Consider the following 21,574-nt stretch of genomic DNA (forward strand, 5'->3'; position numbering starts at 1 on the left):
CGGTCCGCGACGCGGACCGGCATCCTCACCGGCTCAACCTTCGGCCAGTTCCACGAGATTGGTGACGGTTCTCCAGTTGCGCATGGTGGCCGGGGTCTTCAGACGTCGTTCGAGCGCGACCGGGAGCTTCGCGCGGCCGGTACCGTTCGGCAGGCTCAGGTAGATCTCACGGCTCGCCGTCCACATCTCCTCGGGCGCGAACCTCCCGGCGTCGAAACCGTCGAGCCAGTCCGCCACCAGAGGGTCGAGCAGGAACCACACCGAGTATCTGGTCGGATCGTCGGCCTTCGCCGGGCTCGCCTCGACGACCGCCCTCAGCTCGTCGGCGGTCCGCAGGATGATTTTCGTGGTCAGCCCGAGCCCGTCGGCGAGCCGCTCCTCAAGCCGCGCCGCGACCTTTCCCGCCTCCGGCTCGGCGGCGGTGAAGACGACGTTGCCGCTCTGCAGATAGGTCTGGATGTCGGTGTGCCCCAGCTCCGCGCACACCGCGCGCAGGTCGGGCATGGAGATCTTCTTGTGGCTGCCGAGGTTCACCGCGCGCAGCAGCGCCACGTATCGCGTCATGCCCTATTTTCTCCCTTCCGCTCTCGGAACGGCACGAGACCTGATCAGCGACCTTGACTCTGACGGTGGCACTCTCAGCGGTCCGGCGGAATGCGGTAGACGGACACGTGAGAACGCGACTCGGCGGTGAATTCGGCTCCGGCCCAGTCGGCGTGCCTGCTCTCCAGTGCGAACCCGGCCAGCTGGGCCATGAGGTCGAGCTCGGCCGGCCAGATATAGCGGTGCGGGCTGCGATACAGCTGGGCCTGCCTGCTCTCGTCGAACCTGAAATGGTGTGACACGACGTGCTGGCGCAGGGTGTCGTAGGTGTCCAGACCGATGTAGCCGGTATCGCTGTGCCAGACCATGGCCTGCTGACCCGGTGGGAGCTTGCGCAGCTCAGGCACCCACAGCTCGATCACGAACCGGCCGCCGGAGTTGAGGTGACGGGCGGCGTTGCGAAAGCACGCGACCTGATCGGCCTGGGTGAGCAGGTTGGAGATCGTGTTGAAGACGAGGTAGACCAGCGTGTACTCGCCCGGGGCGGCGGTGGTCGCCATGTCGCCGACGACCACCGGAATCGTCGCCTCGTCGACCTTGGTCCGCAGTTGGTCGATCATCGGAGGTGACAGCTCGATACCGGTGACGGGCACCCCTCGCTCGGCGAGCGGCACGGCCACGCGACCGGTCCCGATGGCGAACTCGAGCGCCTGCCCGTCCCCCGCGAGCTCGGCGAGGCGGTCCACGGTCGGCCCCAGGATCTCGGGCGCGAACATGCCGCTACCCGGCGTGTCGTAGCGCTGGGCGGCGTCGACGTCCCAGATCTCCTCCTGTCGCATGCCGCCAACGATCGCCGTCCCGACAGGCGTTGTCCAACGATTTTGTGCCCCCGCGAACGCGTTCGTTCGAAGCCTCGCGAAACGGTGAACACCCGAGTACTACCCTGCGCTCCCTGAAACTTTCGGGGCCGTCGGCTCCACCTGCCGCCCGCCCGGGTTGGATCAACAGACCGTGCGCGCCTCTCCGGATCGAGACCTCGGCACACGCCACAACGAACCGCGTACCGTCCGTTGACGGGGGTCCCTTCGCCGGGCTAAGAATGCGCCAACGCTCGAATCACCGTCTCCGTACGCTCGCCGTGAAATGTTATCGCTAACATCATGGAGGTACCGGAATGCGTAGGTATCACAGAGTTTTGGCCGCGTTGTTCACCGTCGTCATGGCCGTTGTCCTGACACCGGTGGCGGCCCACGCCGCAGGTCCGGTCCCCCACTACCTGATGACGGCCTTCACCAACAGCAGTGAATCGAACATGTACGTCTACGACTCCCCCAACGCCTCCACCTTCTCCCTCGTGCGGGCCAACGCCTACACGCCACCGTCGGGGCTGATCAGGGATCCCAGCGTGTTGCGGCACACCGACGGCTACTACTACCTCGTCTACACGACGAACTGGACCGGTGACACCATCGGCTTCGCTCGCAGCGCCGACTCCGTGAGCTGGACGTTCCTTCGCAACGTGACCGTCGGGCTGAACGGCGCCACCGGCAGCACCTGGGCTCCGGAGTGGTTCAAGGACTCCGACGGCAGCGTTCACGTGATCTTCTCGGCCTCGACGACCGGCACGGCGGGACAGTTCAGGCCGTATCGGATCACCGCCACCAACGCCGACCTGTCGTCCTGGAGCGCCCCGGCGGCGTTGGGCATCCCGGCGAACTACATCGACAGCTTCGTGGTCAAGGTCGGCTCCACGTACCACAACTTCCTCAAGAACGAGACGACGAAGTACATCGAGCACGCCACCGCCACCTCGCTCACCGGCCCCTGGCAGTTCACCGGCGTCGGGAACTGGGCGGGCTGGGGTTCGGGGCTGGAAGGGCCCGCGTTGACCCGGCTGCCCGACGGCAGGTGGCGGATCTATTTCGACAACTACACGGGCGGCCGCTACTACTACGCCGACAGCTCCGACCTGTCCACCTTCTCCGCCAAGGTCGAACTGTCCGGCCTGTCCGGCGTCGCCAGGCACTTCACCGTGCTGCGCGAGGACGCCGGCGACACGACGGCGGTGCCGACGGGTAACCGCTCGCTGCGCTCGGCCAACTTCCCCGACCGCTATCTGCGCCACCGCGACAATTTTGCCCGTATCGATCCGCTGAGCGCCTCCAGCGCGCTCGCCGACCGCCGGGACGCCACGTTCACCGTGACCGCCGGGCTGGCCAACAACGGCTGCTACTCCTTCCAGGCGGTGAATCTGCCGGGCTACTACCTGCGGCACTACAACATGCGGCTCACCCTGCAGCGTGACGACGGCACGGCGATCTTCAAGGGTGACGCCACGTTCTGCGGCAGGGCGGGGCTGGCCGGCGGCGGTACGACCTCGTTCGAGTCGTACAACCTGCCGGGCCGCTATCTGCGCCACTACAACTACGAGATGCGGCTGGACCTGAAAGCGTCCACCTCGGTCTTCGCCTCCGACGCCTCCTTCACGGTGACCTCCCCCTTGGCCTGACGAATGCCCCCTCGCCCAGGCGCCGCTCGCCGGCGCCTGGGCGGTCGACGTAGCCGGGCCGTGCCGGTCACAGCCGGTCACAGCCGGTCACAGGGCCGAGGTGGGATCGTACGTGGCTCGTTCGTGACGAACTACGATTGGCGCCGAACGCGCCTCACCTGCCGCATATCACCGCTTGTTCGGCGGCGGCGACCGTCGGCAAGACCGTGACACGACCATGACATGGCGAAGACGAGGCGGAGACACGGCCGGCCGACACTGGACGTGGTCGACCGGCGGACGAGTTACGGGGGCGTGCGGTGAGACTCGGCGGCGTGTCGCGAGTGCTGTTGATCGAGGACGACCCGGCCGTACGGGAGGGTCTTGAGCTGGCCCTGACCCGGCACGGATACCGGGTGCGCGCGGCGGAGTCCGGCGAGCAGGGGCTGGAGCGGCTGCGCACGGATCTTCCCGATGTCGTCGTGCTCGATCTGATGTTGCCCGGCATGGACGGGTTCGAGGTCTGCCGCCGTATCCGGGCCGCCGGTCAGACACCGATCATCATGCTGACCGCGCGCGGCGACGACATGGACGTGGTGGCCGGGCTGGAGGCGGGCGCCGACGACTACGTGGTCAAGCCGGTGCAGCCCAGGGTGCTTGAGGCACGCATCGGCGCCGTGCTGCGGCGGGTCGGCCGGGACCAGGCGGAGCTGGAGCGGCACGGGGAGCTGACCATCGATCGGGCCGGGATCGTGGTCGCCAAACGCGGCGTGCCGGTGGACCTCGCCCCGACCGAACTGCGCCTGCTGCTCGAACTCTCCGGCACTCCCGGCCGGGTGCACAGCCGCCAGCAACTGCTGGAGTCGGTGTGGGAGCACGGGTATTTCGGCGACTCGCGCCTGGTGGACGCGTGCGTGCAGCGGTTGCGCGCGAAGATCGAGGACGACTCGGCGACCCCCGTCTACGTGCAGACGGTGCGTGGGTTCGGGTACCGGTTCGGGCCGGTGTGAGCCGCCGGTGACACCTCGGCCGAGCCTGGGGCTGCGTGCCCGGCTGTTGTTCGCCTTCGCGCTGCTGTGTGTGGTCACCGCGTCGGCGGTGGCCGGTGGGATCTACGTCCAGGCACGCAACTCCATCCTGAAGAGGACCCAGGATGCCGCGGTAAAGGCGATGACCGGCCGCCTGCAGGCGCTCTACCCGTTGCGGAGCGCGACGCCCGGCCCGGACGAGCTCGGCGAGATCGCCGAGGCCGCGACCGACGGCGACGGCTTCGCGGTCGCGGTCTACCGCGAGGCGCACTCACCGCTCCCTCCGTCCTCGCCGCCGCTGGGAGGCGACAGGCCGGGCGAGGAGTCCCCGGCCCTGGATTTCGGGATGGCCTCACCGGAACTGCGACGGGTGGTGGCCGGTGGCCGCACCGCGTGGCAGAGGGTGGTGCGGCAGGGCGAGCCCACTCTCATCATCGGCATGCCGTTGCTGATCATCGAGGAGGACCGGACGACGCGGGTGTCCGGTATCGAGGTCTACATCGCGCGCAGCCTGCTTCCCGAGCAGCGCAGCATCGACGAGCTCGCCGCCATCGCCTGGCTGATCGGCGGGGCGGCCCTCGCGTTCGCGGTCGTCCTGGCGTTGCTCGCCGCCCGTGGCGTGCTGGGCCCGGTGCGCGAGCTCGGCCGGGCGGCGCGCCTGCTGGGCGAAGGCGAGATGCGGACCAGGATCGCGGTGCGCGGCTCCGACGAGCTGGCCGACGTGGCGCGCACGTTCAACAACACCGCCGCGGAGCTGGAACGGCTCGTCGGGCAGCTGCGCGAGATGGAGGCCGACGCCCGCAGGTTCGTGGCCGACGTGTCCCACGAGCTGCGCACCCCGCTCGCCGCGCTCACCGCGGTCGCCGACGTCCTGGAGGAGGAGGCGGACCGGCTGCCCGAACCCGCCGACAGGGCCGCCAGGCTGGTCGGCCAGGAGACGCTCAACCTCGCCGCCCTGGTGAACGACCTCATCGAGATCAGCAGGTTCGACTCCGGCGTCGCGGCCCTCGCGCCGAACGACGTCGACGTGGCCGAACTGGTGGACGCGACCTTGCGCGTTCGGGGCTGGTCGGAGCGGGTGCGCACCGAGGTTCCCCCCGGGGTGACGGCGCGGCTGGACCCACGCCGGGTGGACGTCATCCTGGCGAACCTGGTCGGCAACGCCCTGCGGCACGGCGAGCCACCGGTGTCGGTACGGCTTCGCGCAGACCCGCACCGGATCGTTCTTGAGGTCCGCGACCACGGGCCGGGGGTGGACGAGGCGGTGCTGCCGCACGTGTTCGACCGGTTCTACAAGGCCAGCGCGGCCAGAGCCAGGTCCGAGGGCAGCGGCCTGGGCCTGGCCATCGCCCGGGAGAACGCCCGCCTGCACCGAGGTGACCTCACCGTCACCAACGCCCCGGACGGAGGTGCCGTGTTCACGCTGCGCCTGCCGCGCCGGGCAGCCGATCCGGACGGAGGCCCCGAATGAGGACAGGATTCGCCCGCCGCGTGCTCGCTGTGGGCCTCGTATCGCTCGTCGCCGTGGCCGGCTGCGGCGTGCGCCCCAGCGACGTCATTCCGGCCGGCGACCCGCCGAGCGGACGTGTCGCACCGACCACGACGATCACCTTCGCTCCCCGGAACCCTCCTGGGTGACGGTGGGGACCCGTCCTCGGCGTCGAACGTGTCCGCGCCGAACTGCGGCACCGGCGGTCGTACGGCGTCAACGCGCTGTGCGGGGACGCGACCGAGGGTGCGTCACTCGGCGAGCGCGAAGCCGGCCGCCGCCTCCGCGTGCAGCCGGGCGCTCGGCAGCAGCGGGACGGCGGTGTCCTTCTCGGTGATCAGCAGCTCGATCTCCGTGCAGCCGAGGACGACGCCTTCGGCTCCTTCGGCCGCCAGATCGGCGATGATCTGGGCGTACGCGTCCCTGGAGGATTCCCTGAGCACCCCGCGCACCAGCTCGTCGAAGATCACGCGGTGGACCGTTTCCCGCTGCTCGCGTCGCGGGACGACCACGTCGAGGCCGTGGACGGCCAGCCGCTCCCGGTAGAAGGGCTGCTCCGTGGTGAAGCGAGTGCCCAGCAGCCCGACCTTGCGCATCCCCCTCGCCCGGATCTCCGCGCCCACGGCGTCGGCGATGTGCAGCACGGGCACGCTCGCGGCCCGCGCCACGTCGTCGCTCACCCGGCTGAAGGTGTTGCTGCAGACGAGCAGGACCTCGGCGCCGAGATCCTCCAGCTTCCCGCCGGCCTCGGCGAGCAGCGCGCTCACCTCGTCCCAGCGGTCGGCGAAGACGAGGTCCTCGACGGTCGTGTAGTCGACCGACCAGATGAGGCTGTTGGCCGAATGGCTGCCGCCGAGCCGCTCGCGGACCCGCTGGTTGATGATCTGGTAGTAGATCACCGTCGATTCCCAGCTCAACCCGCCGATGAGACCGATCGTACGCATGGAACTCCGTTTCGATGACTGGTGCCGCGACCGGCCAGGCGGTGCGTCGGCGTGGACTTGATCCGCTCGTCTCCTCGGCGACGCGCCGGCGGTCAGGCTCCGGCCAGTGCACGGGCGCAGGCACCGAGCCCGATCTCGCTGGAGGCCTTGACGAACACCACGTCTCCCGGTTCGAGAAGCGCGGTGGCCAGTCCGAGTGCCTCGGTCACGTCCTGGGCGGTGTGGACGGCCACGCCCTGTTTCGAGGACTCCGCCGCCTCCGCGATCGCGAGCGGATCCCCCGGTCCGACCGCGATCAGCACGTCGAAGCGGAGGTCGGCGACGAGTCGGCCGATCTCCGCGTGCCGGGTACGGGAGGCGCCGGCCTGCTGTCCCATCGCGCCGAGCACGGCGACGGTACGGCGGGTGCCGGCCAGGGCCTTCACCGCCCGCAGCCCGGCCCGCATGGATTCGGGGCTGGCGTTGTAGGCGTCGTCGACGACGGTGACGCCGTCAGGTCGTTCGACGATCTCCAACCGGCCCGCGGAGCGCCGCCGTGCGGCGTTCAGCCCGTCGGCGATCTCGGCGACGCCCAGGCCGAGTACGGTGGCGACGGCGGCGGCCGCCAGGGCGTTGCCCACCTGGTGCTCACCGATGAGGCCGAGCTCGACCGGGGCGCGTCCTGAGGGCGTGACCAGCTCGAACGCGGTTCGCGCACGGTCTGCCATCCGCACGTTCTCGGCTCGCACCCGCGCCTGTGCCGACCCGCCGTACAGCAGGACCTGGGCCCTGGTACGGCCGGCCATGCCCATGACGTACGGGTCGTCGGCGTTGAGCAGGGCGGACCCGTCCGCCGGGAGTGCCTCGACCAGTTCGCCCTTGGCCTCGGCCACGTCGGCCGGCCCGGCTCCCATGCGCTCCACATGCGCGCTGCCGACATTGAGCACCAGCCCGACGCGGGGCGGTGCGATCCCGGTGAGATACCTCAGGTCGCCCTTGCGGCCCGCCCCCATCTCCAGCACCAGGTATCGGGTGGTGGCATCGGCACGCAGCACGGTGAGCGGCAGCCCGAGCTCGTTGTTGAACGACCTGTCGGTGGCGACCGTCGCGGCGTGCCGTTCGAGCACCTGGGCCAGCAGGTCCTTGGTCGTGGTCTTGCCCACGGAGCCGGTGATACCGATCACGGTCGGGCTGATGCGTTCGAGCAGGTGCCTGGCCAGCAGGCCGATCGCGAGCTGGACGTCCTCGACCACGAGGGCGGGCACGCCGACGGGTCTTGAGGCCAGCACGGCGACGGCGCCGCCCGCGACGGCGGCGGCCGCGTGGTCGTGACCGTCGACGCGGGCGCCTGCCGTCGCGACGAACAGGCCGCCGGGCACCACCTCGCGGGAGTCGACCGCGGAGGGCGCCGTCACCGGTGCCTGCGGGTCGCGCACGTCGTGCAGGCTCGCGCCGACGACCCGCGCGATTTCGTGCAGCGTGATGGGGATCATGAGCCGCTCCTCGCGAACGCGAGGTCGATGAGGCGGCGCAGCAGATCCGGGTACGGGACACCGCTCGCGGCCCACGCCCTGGAGTAGACGGAACGTGACGTGAAGCCGGGCATGGTGTTGATCTCCAGTACGTACAGGCGTCCCGTGTCCTCCTCGTAGAGGAAGTCGACACGGGACAGGCCGTAGCCGCCGATCGCCCGGAAGGCGCGCAGGGCCAGTTCCCGCACGTCACCGACCACCCGGTCCGGCAGCACCGCGGGGATGGTGACGATCTCGGCCTGGCTGAGGTATTTGGCCTCGTAGTCGAGCCAGTCGCCGGGCACGATGAGCTCGCCGGGCACCGAGGCGTCCGGAGTGTCATGGCCACCGAGCACGCCGCAGACGACCTCGCGCGCGTTCACGCCCTGCTCGACGACGACCACCCGACCGTAGGCGAGCGCCAGATCCACGCCCGCGCGCAACTCCTCCATGGAGGTGACACGTGAGATGCCGATGGAGGAGCCCATGCCGGCCGGTTTGACGTACATCGGCCAGTCGAGCGACTTCACCAGCTCCCAGTGGTCGGTGGCGGTGACCCATTCGTGCTCGGTGAACCACACATGCGGCGTGACCGGAATGTCCTCTGCCAGGAACGCGCGCCGCATCGCGACCTTGTTCATGGCCACGGCGGAGGCCATGACACCGCAGCCCACGTACGGGATGCCCAACGTCTCCAGGTGACCCTGCACGACGCCGTCCTCGCCGAACGGCCCGTGCAGCGCGGGGAAGACCACGTCCACCAGACCGCGTCGCAACTCCACCGGCCACCTGCCCCTCCGGTCGATGATGACCGCGACGGGCTCGTACAGATCCCTCGGCAGAGCGTTGAGCACGGCCTGCGCCGACTGCAGCGACACCTCGTGCTCGGCGGACGGCCCACCGGCCAGCACGGCCACGCGTACGCGTTCGGTCACGATCGATCAGCCTTCCTCGACGGCACGGAGAGAGCCGGCTCCCCCCTGGAGAGCGGGCCCCATCCACTGTCGGGCGACCGTGTCCCCGCCTCGTCAGCGCCATGTCATGGTCGTGTCACGGCCGGCGGCCTTGGGTCCCGATGCGGGACGAGCCGGCCGTCCCCCGCTGACCATCGGGGTCCGTGCCCGCCGGACCGACCGGTTCGACTTCCCCGAATCGCCCTCCATGCGCTGACCAGGACCGGACTACAGCCGGTCCGTGCGCTCGCCGGCGTACCCCACGCCGGGGTGGGGCAGTCGCCGTGGCGGCCCGCCACCGCTGTCCGGGCGGTACTCGAAGTGCCACCACTCGTTGTCGTAAATTCGGTACAGGTCGTAGCGGGCGCCGTGTTCCTCCAGCCAGCGCGCGCCCTCGTGGGGGCGCACGTCCAACGCGACGCCCCTGACGTGGCCGGACTCCGCAGGTGGCAGCACGAGCATGCGCGCCAGCGCCGGGGAGCCCGCGCGGCGCACCTCCTCGTCGAACATCCGTTGCTGCACACGGGGATCGCGGTATCCCGAGGTGAGGCCGATGAGCCGGCCGTGACGCCAGAGCGCCCGGGTGCGTGCCGCGGTGAACGCCGCCAGGGCACCCTCGGTGAGCCCGGTGAGGTCCTCGGCGGGGAATCGCATCCGCAACGCCCAGCGGCAGGCCAGTTCACGGGCGCGGCCGGGGCCGCGGACGAACGCCGCGGGCAGCAGGAGCACGGCGAGCACCAGCGTGACCACGGCGTACAGCCGGTCACGGGGCCGAGTCGGGATCATGCGTGGCTCGTTCATGACGCACCACGATCGGCGCCGAATGTGCCCGCGTTGCCCGCCGCACGTCACCGTTCGTCGACGACGGCGACCGTCGGCGCGACCGTCTGCATGGCCGTGACACGACCATGACGCGGCGAGGACGAGGCGGGCACACGGCCGGTCGACAGTGGACGCGACGTTCCGTCCGCCGATCGGAACGTCGCGTCGAAGGTGACCAAGAAAAGGAGAAGGTTGTGGCTGACAACGGAGCATGGGACCGGCGTTCGCTGTCGCGGGGCGCCGCCGTGGTGGCCGGTGCCGTCGCGACCGCGCCACTGCTGGGCTCGGCGGCCACGGCACACGCCGGCGGCGGTGACGGGTATCGGCCTGCCGCTGCTCTCCGAGAACGGCCGCCGCCTGCTCCTGGCTCACCGGCTCTCGCGCGGCCACTGCCCTGTTCGAGCGGAGACGCGCCGTTCGGCGTCCCACACCGATCAGCGTGATCCTTTCAGGCTGTACGGCCATCCACGGATTGCCTCACTCCTCCAGGGAGAGTGCCTGGCCAGGGCACAGGTGCACCGCTTCGCGGGCCTTCTGGACCAGCTCGCCCTCCGGTGTCTCGTTCAGCACGATGACTGTGGCGTCGTCCTCGCTCTGGTCGAACAGCGCGGGCTCAGTGAGCACGCACTGTCCGGCACCGACGCACCTGTCGGTGTCCGCGATGATTTTCATGGCCCTCTCCTCCTGAGACGGGGATGGCGGTTCGTCCGCTACCAGGTCACCGGGAGCTGGTACAGGCCATAGATGTTCGCGTCGTCCTTGAACGGCAGCTCGTCGACATCCATCGCCAGCTCCAGCGTGGGGACGCGGCGGAACAGCGTGTCGAACACGATCTGCAGCTCCATCCGAGCCAGGTTCTGGCCCAGACACTGGTGCGGCCCGAACCCGAACGCAACGTGGTGGCGCGCGCCGCGCTCGATGTCGAGCTCGTCCGGGTTCTCGAACGCCCGCGGGTCCCGGTTGGCCGAATACCCGAGCGCCAGCACTCCTTCGCCGGCGCGGATCAGCTGCCCGCCGACCTCGACGTCCTCGACGCACAGCCGGGCCGTCGCCACGTCGATGATCGTGAAGTAGCGCAGCATCTCCTCGACCGCGTTGAGCGTTCTGCCCGGGTCAGCCTTGATCATCGCGAGCTGCTCCGGGTCGCGCAGGAACGCCACGGTCGACAGCGAGATCATGTTCGCCGTCGTCTCGTGGCCGGCCACGAGCAGCAGCAAGCCCATGCGGGCCAGTGCCGTCCGCCGGTAGGTGCCGTCCGCGCGCAGCTTGACGATCTGCCGCCCGAGCAGGTCGTCCGGCGGGTTCTCCTCCTTCTGCGCGATGAGGTCGGTCATGTAGCCCTGGATGGCCATCATGGCCGCCCCCCGCTCCTCGGGCGGCGTCGACTGCTTGATCACCTTCACCGTGTGCTCCTGGAAGAACTCATGGTCGGCGTAGGGCACGCCCAGCATCTCGCAGATCACCAGTGACGGGACCGGCAGCGACAGCGATTCCACCAGGTCACCGGGCCGCGGCCCGGCCAGCAGCGCGTCGATCTGCCCGTCGACGATCTCCTGGATCCGCGGCCGCAGCGCCTCCAACCGGCGCACCGTGAACTCGCCGAGTACGGCCTTGCGCGCCGGCCCGTGCTCGGGCGCGTCCATCGAGATCAGGAAGCGCTCCTCGTCCGGCCGCCGGAACGCCGCCTCGCCCTTGACCAGTGACGGGAAGTCCGGATGTTCCCGGTCGGCGCTGAACCGCCGGTCGTTCAACACGGTTCGCACGTCCTCGTGGCGGCTGACCACCCAGGCCCACCCGCCGTCGGGCAGACGAACCCGCGAGACCGGCTCTCCTTCGCGGATCTCCTCGTACGCCGGCGGCGGCGCGAACGGGCACGTACGGGCCATGGGGAACTCGTGCTTCTCTGCGGTGGTCATGACTTTCCTTCCACGACGTCACGGACGGGCGATAGAGGCTGGACAACGAAAAGCCGCATGTGAACGGCGGTTGGTCGACCGGTGCAACCGGGTTCGGCCCTGGGATGCGACGGACCAAGGAGCCGCAATGGACCACCGGGACCGACAGATATCGGTGGATTCAGACTCGTCCCGCCCCCTCGCGGGCGAAGTGCGGTTCCGCCGCTTCCAGTCGCGGTACCGAGATGCCCAACCGTCGTGCTTCGGCCAGGGTGTCCCGGCAGACCTCACGCGGCTCCTCGGCGTCGGGATCGGAGTGCGCCGTGAAACTCACGCGCGCGAGCGCGACATGAGCGGTCAGCCAGGCGAGCACGGGGGCCGTCAGCCAGGTGGGCACACGGAACAGCAGCACACCGCCCCGGTGACGTCGCAGGTCGACACCGCGCGCCTGCAGGAGCGGCAGAAGCTCCCGGCCGGCCAGCAGCCCTTCGCGCAGGTCGCCCCTTGTCCCGGCCAGCTTGGACAGGGAACCCAGCCGCAGGCCCTGTGAGAGCAGGCCGGCACCCGACGCGAAATGGACCCACAGCCAGCCGCGGAAGTCGGGCCGCTCCTTGAGCCGGAGTCCGGCCTCGCGAAACGCCTGGCGTACGGCCCGCTCCCGGTCGGTCGGGGGCGGGCCGAGGGTGCCGAAGACGACCGACGGCAGCAACGTCCCGCGGAGGACGCCGTCCGCGCCGAAGCCCCCACCGGCCTGAGGAAAGCCCCAGGCGACCTGCTCGGAGGGGAGGTCGCCGATCGCGGTCAGCGGCTCGGTCCAGACGTTGCCGAAGACCAGCACCGTGGCCCGGCCGACGCGCGGGGTCAGGAAGGCCGCCGCCTCGGCGAGGCGGTGGTGCGACACGCTGAGCACGATCAGGTCGAAGTCGTGGTCGGGCTCCAGCGTCTCGCGCAAGCGCACCGGCCACCTCTCGACGACGCGCTCCCCCCACGGCCGCCGTCGTGCGTCGAGCAGGTCGAGGTCTATCGCTTCGCCGTACGTCGCCGCGCGGCCGGGCCGGACGTAGAACTCGACGTCGTGGCCGGCCCGTTCCAGGGCCCAGCCGTAGATGGTGGCGATCACGCCTCGGCCGAACATCAGGATCTTCACGCTGCACCTCATGGGGTACGATTGATTTGGAGGTCATCTCCACTTATTTGAAGATATGGAGGCCATCTCCACTTGTCAACGCGAGGGAACGCATGACCGCCGACAAGCCACTGCGCGCCGACGCCCGGCGCAACCGCGAGGCCCTGATCGCCAAGGCCCGGGAGATCTTCGACACCGGAGACTTCTTCGACCTGCGCTTCGACGACTTCGCCCAGCTGGCCGGCGTGGGCACCGGCACGCTGTACCGCCACTTCCCCACCCGGGAGGCACTGGCCGAGGCGGTCTACCACGGAGAGGTCGCCGCACTGTGCGACCGCGCCCGCCGACTGCAGGCCACGCTGCCCGCGGCGGAGGCATTGGCGACCTTCCTACGCGGCATGGTCGACCACATAGACGCCCACGAGGGCCTGGCCCGGACATTGGCCACGCTCATGGCCGATCGCTCGAGTGCCCTCGCCGAGGGCAGCAGGGCACTGGAGCAGGCCGTCACCGACCTGGTGACCGCCGCCGTGCGAGACGGCGCCGTCCGCGACGACGTGGATCCCGGCTCCCTGATGATGGTGCTGCACGGCATCGGCGCGGCCCATGACCGCCCCGATTGGCGGGCCGAGGCCGACGGTGTCATCACCCTTGTGCTGGACGGGCTGCGCCGCCCGCTATGACAAGGTGCGACGCGAGGTCGCATGCCGCGAGCGAAGGATCCGGTCAGTGGTACGGCGGCGAAGATGCGGTCCGGGGCGGTCACCCGGGTCGCGGGCCGGTCAGGGAGTAACGGCGCGTGCGACGCAGTCGTGCAGCAGAGCGCGGCGGCGGTCGTGGTCGGCGGCGGGCTCGCCGGCCGTGGCGGCGTAGAAGGCGCTGACCGGTGACCACGCGCACGCCATGGCGATGATCAGGCCCATCAGGTCGGCGGGGTCGCCATCGCGCACGCGCCCGGCCGCTTGGGCGGCGGTGATGGCGGCGATCTTCGGGCCGTCGGCGGGGCTGTCGGTCAGGCGGCCGGTCGGGCGGCGCTCCAGCCGCAGCCAGGTCATGAGGCGCACCAGTTCCGGATGGCGCAGGTTCTCGTCGTACATGCCGACGGCCCAGCCGGGCAGGTCGTCGGCGTTGAGGGGGACCGCGGTCATGAGCCGGCTGGACAGGTCGGCGATGACCGCGTCGAACAGGCCGTCCTTGCTGCCGAAGTAGCCGTAGAGCTGAGCCTTGTTCGTGCGCGCCGCCGCGGTGATGCGGTCGATCCGGGCTCCGGCGATGCCGTACTGCGCGAATTCCTCGGCGGCCGCGTCGAGGATGCGGCGACTGGTCGCAGCGCCACGCGGGGTGGTGGGCAGTTCAGGCACGGGAGCACGATATCAGACAGACCAGTTGGTTTGCTTTCGCGACCAGAATAGGTACGGTGAGGCAGACCGAATGGTTTGTTTTTTTGGAGGATTCATGCGCACCACCATCGGCTGGCAGAGCACCGGCGACGGTTCCACGACGCTGGAACGGGTCGCGATCGAGCGCCGGGATCTACGCGATGACGACATCGCCGTGCGCATCGACTTCTGCGGTGTCTGCCACAGCGACCTGCACCGGATCACCGGCGCCCTGGGCGAGGGCGTCCTGGTGCCCGGTCACGAGTTCACCGGCACGGTCACCGCCGCCGGAGCCGCCGTCACCGGCTTCGCCCTCGGCGACCGGGTCGCGGTCGGTACCGTCGTCGACTCCTGCGAGGCCTGCGCGATGTGCCAGGCTGGGCAGGAGAACTACTGCTACGAGCGGCCCACCACCACCTACGGCGGGCTCGACCGCGTCGACGGCACCAAGACACAGGGCGCCTACAGCCGCGAGTACGTGCTGCGCGAGACGTTCGCCTACCGGCTGCCCGACACATTGGACGCGGCCGGCGCCGCACCGCTGATGTGCGCCGGGATCACCATGTGGGAACCGCTACGCGCGGCCGGGATCGGGCCGGGCAGTCGGGTCGCCGTGGCCGGCCTCGGCGGCCTGGGGCACCTGGGCGTGAAACTGGCCGCCGCGCTCGGCGCCGAGGTCACCGTCCTCAGCCGAACTCCGGGAAAAGCCGACGACGCCCGCAAACTCGGCGCCGCCGACGTACTGGTGACCACCGACGACGCGCGGCTCGCGGCGGCGCGCGGACGGTTCGACCTCATCCTCGATACCATCCCCGCCCCGCACGACCTGTCCCCGCTGCTGCGCATGGCGGTCATGGACGGCACGGTAGCCGTGCTCGGCTACCCGCTCCCCACCACCGTGTCGGTCATGGACCTGATCCAGGGCCGCAAGAAGCTCACGGCTTCCGGCACCGGCGGCCGCCGCCACACCGCCGAACTGCTGGGCTTCTGCGCCGAGCACCAGATCACCGCCGATGTCGAGGTGCTCCCCTCCACCCTCAACCAGGAAGCGCTCACCCGGCTCGGCCAGGGCGACATCCGCTACCGCTTCGTCCTGGACCTGTCCGACCTCGACCAACCCGCATCCTGACCACCCCCGACGCAACGGGCCGGTGGGTCACGACGGGGCCCGTCATCACCGGCCGGTGCGTCGCCGCTCAAAGCCCGTGACGCTCCCGTGGAGGACGAAGGACGGGGAACGTCGGGATTGGCGGGTTTCCCGACAACCCAATAGTGGGAAACCCGCCCCGATGAGGCGACCCCGCGAAGGAAGGTCGCCTCACCAAGGGGGTCGGTCAGCCGAGCAGCTCCGAGAGCCTGGTGTCCGGCTCCGCCACGGCGCGGGTGAGCAGCGCCGCCACCCGCGACAGGCGCTCCTCGACCTCCTTACGGTCCCACAGCTCGACGGCGTACTCCAGGTCGAGCACCACCTGCTCCCCCGCCATCCCGGCGTACATCTCCAGCTCGTAGCGGTTCGCCCTGGTGTGTACGTAGTCGAACCCCACCTCACACCCGGCCAGCTCGGGGATCGCCGGTCCGTCGCCGGCCCAGTCGGACGTCACCTGGAACAGCGGCATCCTGCGCGGGTCCGGGTGGATCTTCAAGGCCCGCACCACCTCGTTGAACGGGGTGCTCTGGTGGGCGTACGCCTCCAGCACGGTCCTGCGCACCCGCCCGGCCAGCTCGGTGAAGGTGGGGTCGCCGCCGCAGTCGACGCGCAGCGCCACCATGTTGACGAAGCAGCCGACCACGCCCTCCAGGCCGGGCAGCGGCCGGTTGTCGGCGGTGGTGCCGATCACCACGTCGTCCTGGCCGCTCCACTGGGCGAGCATCGCCGCGAACGCGGCCGTTACCAGCATGTAGGGGGTGGCTCTGTTCTGCCTGGCCAGCGCGAGCAGCCGCCGTGACTCCGCGTGCGGCAGGCGGTGGGCGATCATCTCGGTGTCGCGGCTCTCGCGTCGCCCGCCGCGGGTCCTGGGCAGGACCAGTTCCGGCGCCTCGCGCAGCCGCTCGCGCCAGAAGCGTTCCGAGGCCGCAGCCTCGGGGCCGCCGAGCCAGGCCTGTTCCCAGGCGACATAGTCGGCGAAGCGCAGGTGCGGAGCGGCGGGGGTGGCGTCCCGCTCGGAGTACAGGCGGCCCAGCTCGCCCACGAGCAGCCCGATGGACACGCCGTCGGTGACCAGGTGGTGCTGAACGAGCGCGAGGACGTGGTCGTTCTCGCCGAGCCGGTAGAGGGTGGCCCTCACCAAGGGCGCGGCCGACAGGTCGAAGCCGCGGTCGGCGTCGCTCGCGGTGCGGCGGGCCGCCTCCGGCGCGCGTTCCTGCTCCGGCAGGCCGGTGAGGTCCTCGACGGGCACCTCGACGCGTACGCCGGGGTCGAAGCGCAGCACCGGCACGTCGCCGACGAGCGCCACACGGGCGCGCAGGTTCTCGTGTCGCGCGACCAGCGCGTCGAACGCGCCGCGCAGGGCGTCCACGTCGAGCGGGCCGCGCACCCGGTAGGTGACGGCGGCGATGAAGTCGCGGGCGTCGCCGCCCGCGAGCTGCTCGTTGATCCAGATCTGCAGCTGCGCGGTGGACAGCGCGCTGGTGTCGGGCTCCTCGCCGTCCCGCTCGATCTCCCCGACGTCCTCGGTCTCCCCGACGGGGAGCGGACGGCTCGCGCGGCCCGCGTCGCCGAGGGTGTGCTCCAGTGTGGGATGCCTCGCCGCCATGTAGTCGGCGAGGTCGGCGGGGGTGCAGTTCTCGAAGAGGGCCATGAGCGGTACGCGCACGGCGAGCACGGAGGCGATCTCACGCACCAGGCGGGCCGCGAGCATGGAGTGGCCGCCCAGGGCGAAGAAGTCGTCGTCGGGCTCCACCTCGTCGAGGTTCATGACGCGTGCCCAGATGACGCAGAGCGCGGCCTCCAGGGCGGGCAGCTCGGTCCGCTCCGCGCGCTTGCCGGCGTCGGGCAGGCTGCCGGTCTCGACGCGGCCGTCCTCGGCGCGCGGGATGTGGTCCACCGGCACGACGACGGCGGGCACCATGTACTGCGGCAGCCGCTCGACGAGGGTGGCGCGCAGCTCGTCGGGCGGCGGCTCGGCGACGGCGTAGGCGACCAGCTCGCGGCCCGCGCCGCCCTCGACCGCCACGACGGCGGCGTCGCGGACGGCGGGGTGCGCGCGCAGTGCCTCCTCGACGTCCTCCAGCTGCACCTGGAAGGGGCCGATGCCGACCAGGCGGTCCTCGCGCCCGCGTTCGACCACGCGCCCGTCGGGCCTGCGGATGGCGAGGCGTCCGCTGGGACCTGCCACGCCCTCGCCGCCGGAGCGGTGAACCAGCCGGCCGACGGCCCCGGCGGGCAGCACGTTGCCGTCGTGGTCGAGCACGGTCACGTCGCCCTGGGTGAGGGTGACCAGCTCCTCCGGGCCGATCATCGGGATGTCGGCCAGGGTCCGGGTGGGGTCGTCGGCGACGGCCCGCAGCACCCGGTCGTAGTGGCGCATCACCCGGGCGATCGTGGCCTCGTCGAAGAGGGCGTCGTCGTACTCGACGAAGAGGTCGACCCGGTCGCCCCGGCGTACCGCCTCGACCGCGACGTCGAAGCGGGACCGGCCGCGTGTCACCTCGACCTCGGCCGCGGGCACGCCGCCGACGGAACGCTCGGCCGCCCCGGCGTCCCACATGGTGAAGACGACCTGCACGAGCGGGGTGTGCCCGGCGTCTCGCTCGGGCTGCAGGAACTCCACGAGTTTTTCGAAGGGCACGTACTGGTGGTCGAAGGCGTCGAAGGCGGCCTCGCTGACCGCGTCGGCCAGGTCGGTGAAGGGCATCTCGCCCGCCGGGCGCAGCCGTACGGGCACGATGTTGGCGAAGAAGCCGAGTGCGCCGTCGAACCCGCGTCCGGGGCGGCCGGGGGCGCCGGTGCCGAGCACCATGTCGCCGCGTCCCGTGTAGCGGTAGACGGTGGCGGTGAAGGCGGCGAGCAGCACGGTGAAGACGGTGCCGCCGACCCGTTCGGCGACCTCGCCGAGCGGGCCCGTGAGGGCGGGGTCGAGCGGGAAGCGCTCGCGCCTGCCCTCGCCCGCACGGCGGCGCGGCCGGGGCCGGTCGGCGGGCAGTTCGAGCACGGTGGGCGCTCCGTCGAGTTCCCGCCGCCAGTGGTCGACGTCGGCGGCGAGGCGGCCCCCGCTGAACTGTTCGCGCTGCCAGCGGGCGAAGTCGCCGTACTGGGCGGGCGGCTCGTCCGGTGACTTCTCTCGCGTCCCGTCCGATGGCTCGCCGGGCGGCTCGTCCCGTGAGCCGTTCCGCGAGCCGTTCCGCGACTCGCCGGAGGGCTCGTCACGTGGCCCGCTCGGCGATTCACCGGGCGGCTCATCGTGTGATCCGCCATGCGGTCCGCTCCGGGGCCCGCCGGGGAGTTCTCCCCGGTAGGCGGCGTCCAGTTCGTCGAGCAGCAGGTTCATCGAGAACCCGTCGCTGATGATGTGGTGGACCCCGAGCACCAGCGCCTGCCGATCCGCGCCGAGCGTGACGAGCGAGGCGCGCAGCAGCGGTCCCGAGGCGAGGTCGTAGGGGGCCTCGGCGACCTCGCGGGCGTACTCCATGAGCGCCTGCTCGCCGCCGACGGTCGCCTCGCGCAGTACGGGACCCCGCTCCCAGACCGCCTGCACCGGTTCCGCGCCCTGGTAGACGAAGGTGGTGCGCAGCACGTCGTGCCGCGCGACCACCTGCTCCAGCGCCCGCCCGAGCCTGGCGGCCTCCAGCGTGCCGTCCAGGACGAGCACCTTCAGCTCGTTGTACGAGCCGTTGCCCGGATCGTCCTGCTCGACGAACCAGAGCTGCTCCTGAAGGTAGGACAGCGGGGCGGTGCGGACGGGCAGGCCGGTCACGACGGCCCCTCCGTCTTTCTCGCGATCACCCAGAGGAAGCGTGACTCCCCGAGCGGGGTCCGTTGCGCCACGACCTCGTCGCGTTCGGGGACCAGGCCCGCCTCGCGCAGCAGGCGCAGGTTCTCCTCGGTGGGGAAGCCGGAGAAGAACATGGTCGAGCCGAACCACTCCTCCACCGCGCCGGGGATGTCCTCGGTCATGAGCGTGGCCAGCAGCAGACCGCCCGGCTTGAGCCAGCGGGCGATGCCCTTCAGCAGGGCGGGAAGCTCCTCCCTCGGCAGGTGGGTGAGGGTGTAGATGGACACCACCGCGTCGAAGGAGGCGTCGGGGAACTCCGCCTGGGCCATGTCGGCCTGGACGAGCGTCGCGCCGGGCAGGGTCTTCGCGGCGAGCCTGAGCTGCTCGGCGGAGATGTCCACGGCGGTGAGGTGGTGTGCCTCGGCCAGGCGGCGCGACGACTCGTGGCCGCCGCCGACGCCCAGCTCCAGCACGGCCGCGTCCTCGTCGGGCAGCATGCCGAGCAGGTGGCCGGTCCAGGTCATGCGGGGGCCGTCGGAGAACTCCGACTGGAAGGCGGCGTAGCGGTCGGCGATGTCGTCCCAGCCCTCGCGGACGATGTCCTTGATGTCGGAGCGGACCTCGGAGTCGACGGCGTCGGCGACCCCGGCGATGGTGGGCCGGTCGAAGAACTCGACGACCGGCACCTCGATGCCGAAGGTCGTGCGTACCTTGCCGAGGAGCTGGATGACCTGGATGCTGGTGCCGCCCAGCTCGAAGAAGTGGTCGTGCGGGCCGAGGGAGTCGACGCCGAGCAGCGGTTTCACGATCTCCTCGGCCACCCTGCGCCGGGTCGGCGTCCACTCGGCGTCCCTGGCGTCCATGGCGTGCTTGGTGTCCTCGGTGTCCTCGGCGTCCCTGGCGTTCTTGGTGTCGCCGGTCTCCACGGCGGCCGCGCGCCGCCCCCTCGCCTCGGCCAGGGCGTCGCGGTCGACCTTGCCGGCCGGGGTGAGCGGGATCTCGGGCACGTGGACGAACTCGTTGGGCACCAGCGGGGCCGTCAGCCACCTGGCCGCGGTCTCGCGCAGCTCGGTGACGCCGGGGGGTTCGGGGGCGGTGGAGACGACGTAGGCGATCAGGCGGGCGTCGCCGTCGTCGCGCGCCTCGGCCTCGACCACGGCGTGCGCGATGTCGGGGTGCCTGCACAGGGTCGCCTCGATCTCCTCCAGCTCGACGCGGACGCCGCGGACCTTGACCTGGCGGTCGGCCCGCCCGGCGAAGACCAGCTCGCCCTCGGGGGTCCAGCGCACCAGGTCGCCGGTGCGGTAGAGCCTCTCGCCGGGCGTGGTGGCGAACGGGTCGGGGACGAAGGAGGCCGCGCTCGTGCCGGGGCGGCCCAGGTAGCCGCGTCCGAGGCCGGGGCCTCCCACGTACAGCTCGCCGACCGTGCCGATCGGGACGGGACGCATCGACTCGTCCAGCGCGTAGGCCCGGTGGTTGGGCATGGCGCGTCCGATGGGCGGCGAGGCGTCCCAGTGTCCCTCGCACTCCTGGGTGATGACGCCGACGGTGGTCTCGGTGGGGCCGTAGCTGTTGACGAACCTGCGTCCGGCCGCCCAGCGGGTGGTGAACTCACCCGAGTAGCTCTCGCCTCCGACGGCGACGACCCGCAGGTCGGGGAAGTCGCCGGGCTCCAGCAGTCTCAGCACCCCGGGGGTGCCCATGTAGACGGAGATGCGGCGCTCGCGCAGCAGGTCGCGAAGGCGCGTCGAGGAGGTGCGGGTCTCGGTGGAGGCGACGTGCAGGGCCGCGCCCGACAGCAGCGCTCCGAAGGCGTCGAAGGTGGAGACGTCGAAGGCGATCGAGGAGAACTGCACGAAGCGGTCCTGGGGAGAGAGCCCGTACAGGTGCTGGGCGCCCCTGACGAACGCGGTGACCGCGCGGTGCTCGATGAGGACGCCCTTGGGGGCCCCCGTGCTGCCCGAGGTGTACATGACGTAGGCGAGGTTGGCCGGATGCGGCCGGACCTCGGGGTCGCTCTCGTCGTTGCCGGGGTGGTCGTCGACGTTGACCACGCACCACGGGCCGGGCGGCACCTCGGCCTCGGTGGTGGAGTCGGCCAGCACCACGGCGGTGTCGGCGTCGCGCAGGATCGCCTCGACCCGTTCCGGCGGGTTGCCCTCGTCGATCGGCACGTACGCGCCACCGGCGGCGAGTGTCCCGAACATGGACACGACCATGCCGGCCGAGCGGCGCTGGTAGACGGCGCAGCGGTCCTCGGGGCGCAGGCCGAGGGCGAGCAGGTGTCCGGCGAGGCGGTTGGCGGCGCGGCGTACCTCGTCGTAGGTGAGGGTCGTGCCCTCCTCGTCCGTCAGCGCCGTGGCGTCGGGCGACCTGGCGACCTGGGCGGCGAACCGTTCGATGACGGTCGCCGGCTCGTCGGCCAGCTCGGTGCGGTTCCATTCCTCGACGACCAGGCGCGCGTCGTGCTCCTGGATCGTGTCCAT

Annotated in this window: 17 protein-coding genes; 5 read left to right on the top strand and 12 right to left on the bottom strand. The window is 71.0% G+C overall.

Annotated features, from left to right (window positions below):
• Positions 1–33 precede the first annotated feature (33 nt).
• Positions 34–564: a DUF1697 domain-containing protein gene (locus ACFY3V_RS19345; RefSeq protein ID WP_362907601.1), complete on the bottom strand. Its 531-nt coding sequence runs from the start codon at positions 562–564 to the stop codon at positions 34–36.
• A 74-nt stretch (positions 565–638) separates the two neighbouring features.
• Positions 639–1,382, bottom strand: a complete 744-nt coding sequence (locus tag ACFY3V_RS19350) for a class I SAM-dependent DNA methyltransferase (RefSeq protein WP_389774929.1) — start codon at positions 1,380–1,382, stop codon at positions 639–641.
• Between the two features lie 356 nt (positions 1,383–1,738).
• Between ACFY3V_RS19350 and ACFY3V_RS19355 the strand changes: the two genes are divergently transcribed.
• The 3 genes from ACFY3V_RS19355 to ACFY3V_RS19365 all read left to right on the top strand — a co-directional run bounded on the left by ACFY3V_RS19355 (position 1,739) and on the right by ACFY3V_RS19365 (position 5,530).
• Complete coding sequence (locus tag ACFY3V_RS19355) at positions 1,739–3,052, top strand: glycoside hydrolase family 43 protein (protein WP_389774932.1); 1,314 nt, start codon at positions 1,739–1,741, stop codon at positions 3,050–3,052.
• A gap of 314 nt (positions 3,053–3,366) precedes the next feature.
• On the top strand, positions 3,367–4,041 hold the full coding sequence (locus tag ACFY3V_RS19360) for a response regulator transcription factor (protein ID WP_350949441.1): 675 nt from the start codon (positions 3,367–3,369) through the stop codon (positions 4,039–4,041).
• A gap of 7 nt (positions 4,042–4,048) precedes the next feature.
• A complete protein-coding gene (locus tag ACFY3V_RS19365) occupies positions 4,049–5,530 on the top strand; it encodes a HAMP domain-containing sensor histidine kinase (RefSeq protein WP_362907594.1) in 1,482 nt (493 codons plus the stop codon).
• A 269-nt stretch (positions 5,531–5,799) separates the two neighbouring features.
• Here ACFY3V_RS19365 and ACFY3V_RS19370 read toward each other — a convergent pair whose 3' ends face one another.
• The 7 genes from ACFY3V_RS19370 to ACFY3V_RS19400 form a co-directional block, all read right to left on the bottom strand.
• Positions 5,800–6,492: an aspartate/glutamate racemase family protein gene (locus tag ACFY3V_RS19370; RefSeq protein WP_362907592.1), complete on the bottom strand. Its 693-nt coding sequence runs from the start codon at positions 6,490–6,492 to the stop codon at positions 5,800–5,802.
• A gap of 92 nt (positions 6,493–6,584) precedes the next feature.
• A complete protein-coding gene (murF, locus tag ACFY3V_RS19375; RefSeq protein ID WP_362907590.1) occupies positions 6,585–7,964 on the bottom strand; it encodes a UDP-N-acetylmuramoyl-tripeptide--D-alanyl-D-alanine ligase in 1,380 nt (459 codons plus the stop codon).
• Positions 7,961–8,917, bottom strand: a complete 957-nt coding sequence (locus ACFY3V_RS19380) for a D-alanine--D-alanine ligase family protein (protein WP_362907588.1) — start codon at positions 8,915–8,917, stop codon at positions 7,961–7,963. The genes murF and ACFY3V_RS19380 overlap by 4 nt, the downstream gene beginning before the upstream one ends.
• 246 nt (positions 8,918–9,163) lie before the next feature.
• Entirely contained in the window at positions 9,164–9,736 is a 573-nt protein-coding gene (gene vanY-N / locus ACFY3V_RS19385) for a D,D-peptidase/D,D-carboxypeptidase VanY-N (RefSeq protein WP_389774938.1), read from the bottom strand.
• 498 nt (positions 9,737–10,234) lie between these two features.
• On the bottom strand, positions 10,235–10,429 hold the full coding sequence (locus tag ACFY3V_RS19390) for a ferredoxin (protein ID WP_362907584.1): 195 nt from the start codon (positions 10,427–10,429) through the stop codon (positions 10,235–10,237).
• 38 nt (positions 10,430–10,467) lie between these two features.
• Positions 10,468–11,673, bottom strand: a complete 1,206-nt coding sequence (locus ACFY3V_RS19395) for a cytochrome P450 (protein ID WP_389774942.1) — start codon at positions 11,671–11,673, stop codon at positions 10,468–10,470.
• Between the two features lie 160 nt (positions 11,674–11,833).
• Positions 11,834–12,799, bottom strand: a complete 966-nt coding sequence (locus ACFY3V_RS19400; RefSeq protein ID WP_389774945.1) for a ketopantoate reductase family protein — start codon at positions 12,797–12,799, stop codon at positions 11,834–11,836.
• Between the two features lie 92 nt (positions 12,800–12,891).
• Here ACFY3V_RS19400 and ACFY3V_RS19405 point away from each other — a divergent pair, with 92 nt between their 5' ends.
• Positions 12,892–13,461, top strand: a complete 570-nt coding sequence (locus tag ACFY3V_RS19405; RefSeq protein WP_389774948.1) for a TetR/AcrR family transcriptional regulator — start codon at positions 12,892–12,894, stop codon at positions 13,459–13,461.
• A gap of 99 nt (positions 13,462–13,560) precedes the next feature.
• Here the strand turns inward: ACFY3V_RS19405 and ACFY3V_RS19410 are convergent, their stop codons facing one another.
• Positions 13,561–14,139: a TetR family transcriptional regulator gene (locus tag ACFY3V_RS19410; RefSeq protein ID WP_362907341.1), complete on the bottom strand. Its 579-nt coding sequence runs from the start codon at positions 14,137–14,139 to the stop codon at positions 13,561–13,563.
• A 94-nt stretch (positions 14,140–14,233) separates the two neighbouring features.
• On the opposite strand from ACFY3V_RS19410, the gene ACFY3V_RS19415 reads away from it, so the two are divergent.
• A complete protein-coding gene (locus ACFY3V_RS19415; RefSeq protein ID WP_362907339.1) occupies positions 14,234–15,286 on the top strand; it encodes an NAD(P)-dependent alcohol dehydrogenase in 1,053 nt (350 codons plus the stop codon).
• A 205-nt stretch (positions 15,287–15,491) separates the two neighbouring features.
• Here ACFY3V_RS19415 and ACFY3V_RS19420 read toward each other — a convergent pair whose 3' ends face one another.
• Together ACFY3V_RS19420 and ACFY3V_RS19425 are read right to left on the bottom strand one after the other, a co-directional pair.
• The gene (locus tag ACFY3V_RS19420) at positions 15,492–19,070 is read right to left on the bottom strand and encodes a condensation domain-containing protein (RefSeq protein WP_389774953.1); all 3,579 of its coding nucleotides are present in this window, start codon (positions 19,068–19,070) and stop codon (positions 15,492–15,494) included.
• Positions 19,067–21,574, bottom strand: a complete 2,508-nt coding sequence (locus tag ACFY3V_RS19425; RefSeq protein WP_389774956.1) for an amino acid adenylation domain-containing protein — start codon at positions 21,572–21,574, stop codon at positions 19,067–19,069. Before ACFY3V_RS19425 ends, ACFY3V_RS19420 begins: the two co-directional genes overlap by 4 nt.

Origin of the sequence: Streptosporangium sp. NPDC000095 (genome assembly GCF_042899335.1) — a bacterium.
In the GTDB taxonomy this organism is placed as follows: domain Bacteria; phylum Actinomycetota; class Actinomycetes; order Streptosporangiales; family Streptosporangiaceae; genus Streptosporangium.

What these genes read in the sequence shown, in the direction of transcription:
- ACFY3V_RS19345 (WP_362907601.1), bottom strand. Translation starts at nt 564, where the DNA reads ATGACGCGATACGTGGCGCTGCTGCGCGCGGTGAACCTCGGCAGCCAC.
- ACFY3V_RS19350 (WP_389774929.1), bottom strand. Translation starts at nt 1,382, where the DNA reads ATGCGACAGGAGGAGATCTGGGACGTCGACGCCGCCCAGCGCTACGAC.
- ACFY3V_RS19370 (WP_362907592.1), bottom strand. Translation starts at nt 6,492, where the DNA reads ATGCGTACGATCGGTCTCATCGGCGGGTTGAGCTGGGAATCGACGGTG.
- murF (WP_362907590.1), bottom strand. Translation starts at nt 7,964, where the DNA reads ATGATCCCCATCACGCTGCACGAAATCGCGCGGGTCGTCGGCGCGAGC.
- vanY-N (WP_389774938.1), bottom strand. Translation starts at nt 9,736, where the DNA reads ATGAACGAGCCACGCATGATCCCGACTCGGCCCCGTGACCGGCTGTAC.
- ACFY3V_RS19390 (WP_362907584.1), bottom strand. Translation starts at nt 10,429, where the DNA reads ATGAAAATCATCGCGGACACCGACAGGTGCGTCGGTGCCGGACAGTGC.
- ACFY3V_RS19395 (WP_389774942.1), bottom strand. Translation starts at nt 11,673, where the DNA reads ATGACCACCGCAGAGAAGCACGAGTTCCCCATGGCCCGTACGTGCCCG.
- ACFY3V_RS19405 (WP_389774948.1), top strand. Translation starts at nt 12,892, where the DNA reads ATGACCGCCGACAAGCCACTGCGCGCCGACGCCCGGCGCAACCGCGAG.
- ACFY3V_RS19415 (WP_362907339.1), top strand. Translation starts at nt 14,234, where the DNA reads ATGCGCACCACCATCGGCTGGCAGAGCACCGGCGACGGTTCCACGACG.
- ACFY3V_RS19425 (WP_389774956.1), bottom strand. Translation starts at nt 21,574, where the DNA reads ATGGACACGATCCAGGAGCACGACGCGCGCCTGGTCGTCGAGGAATGG.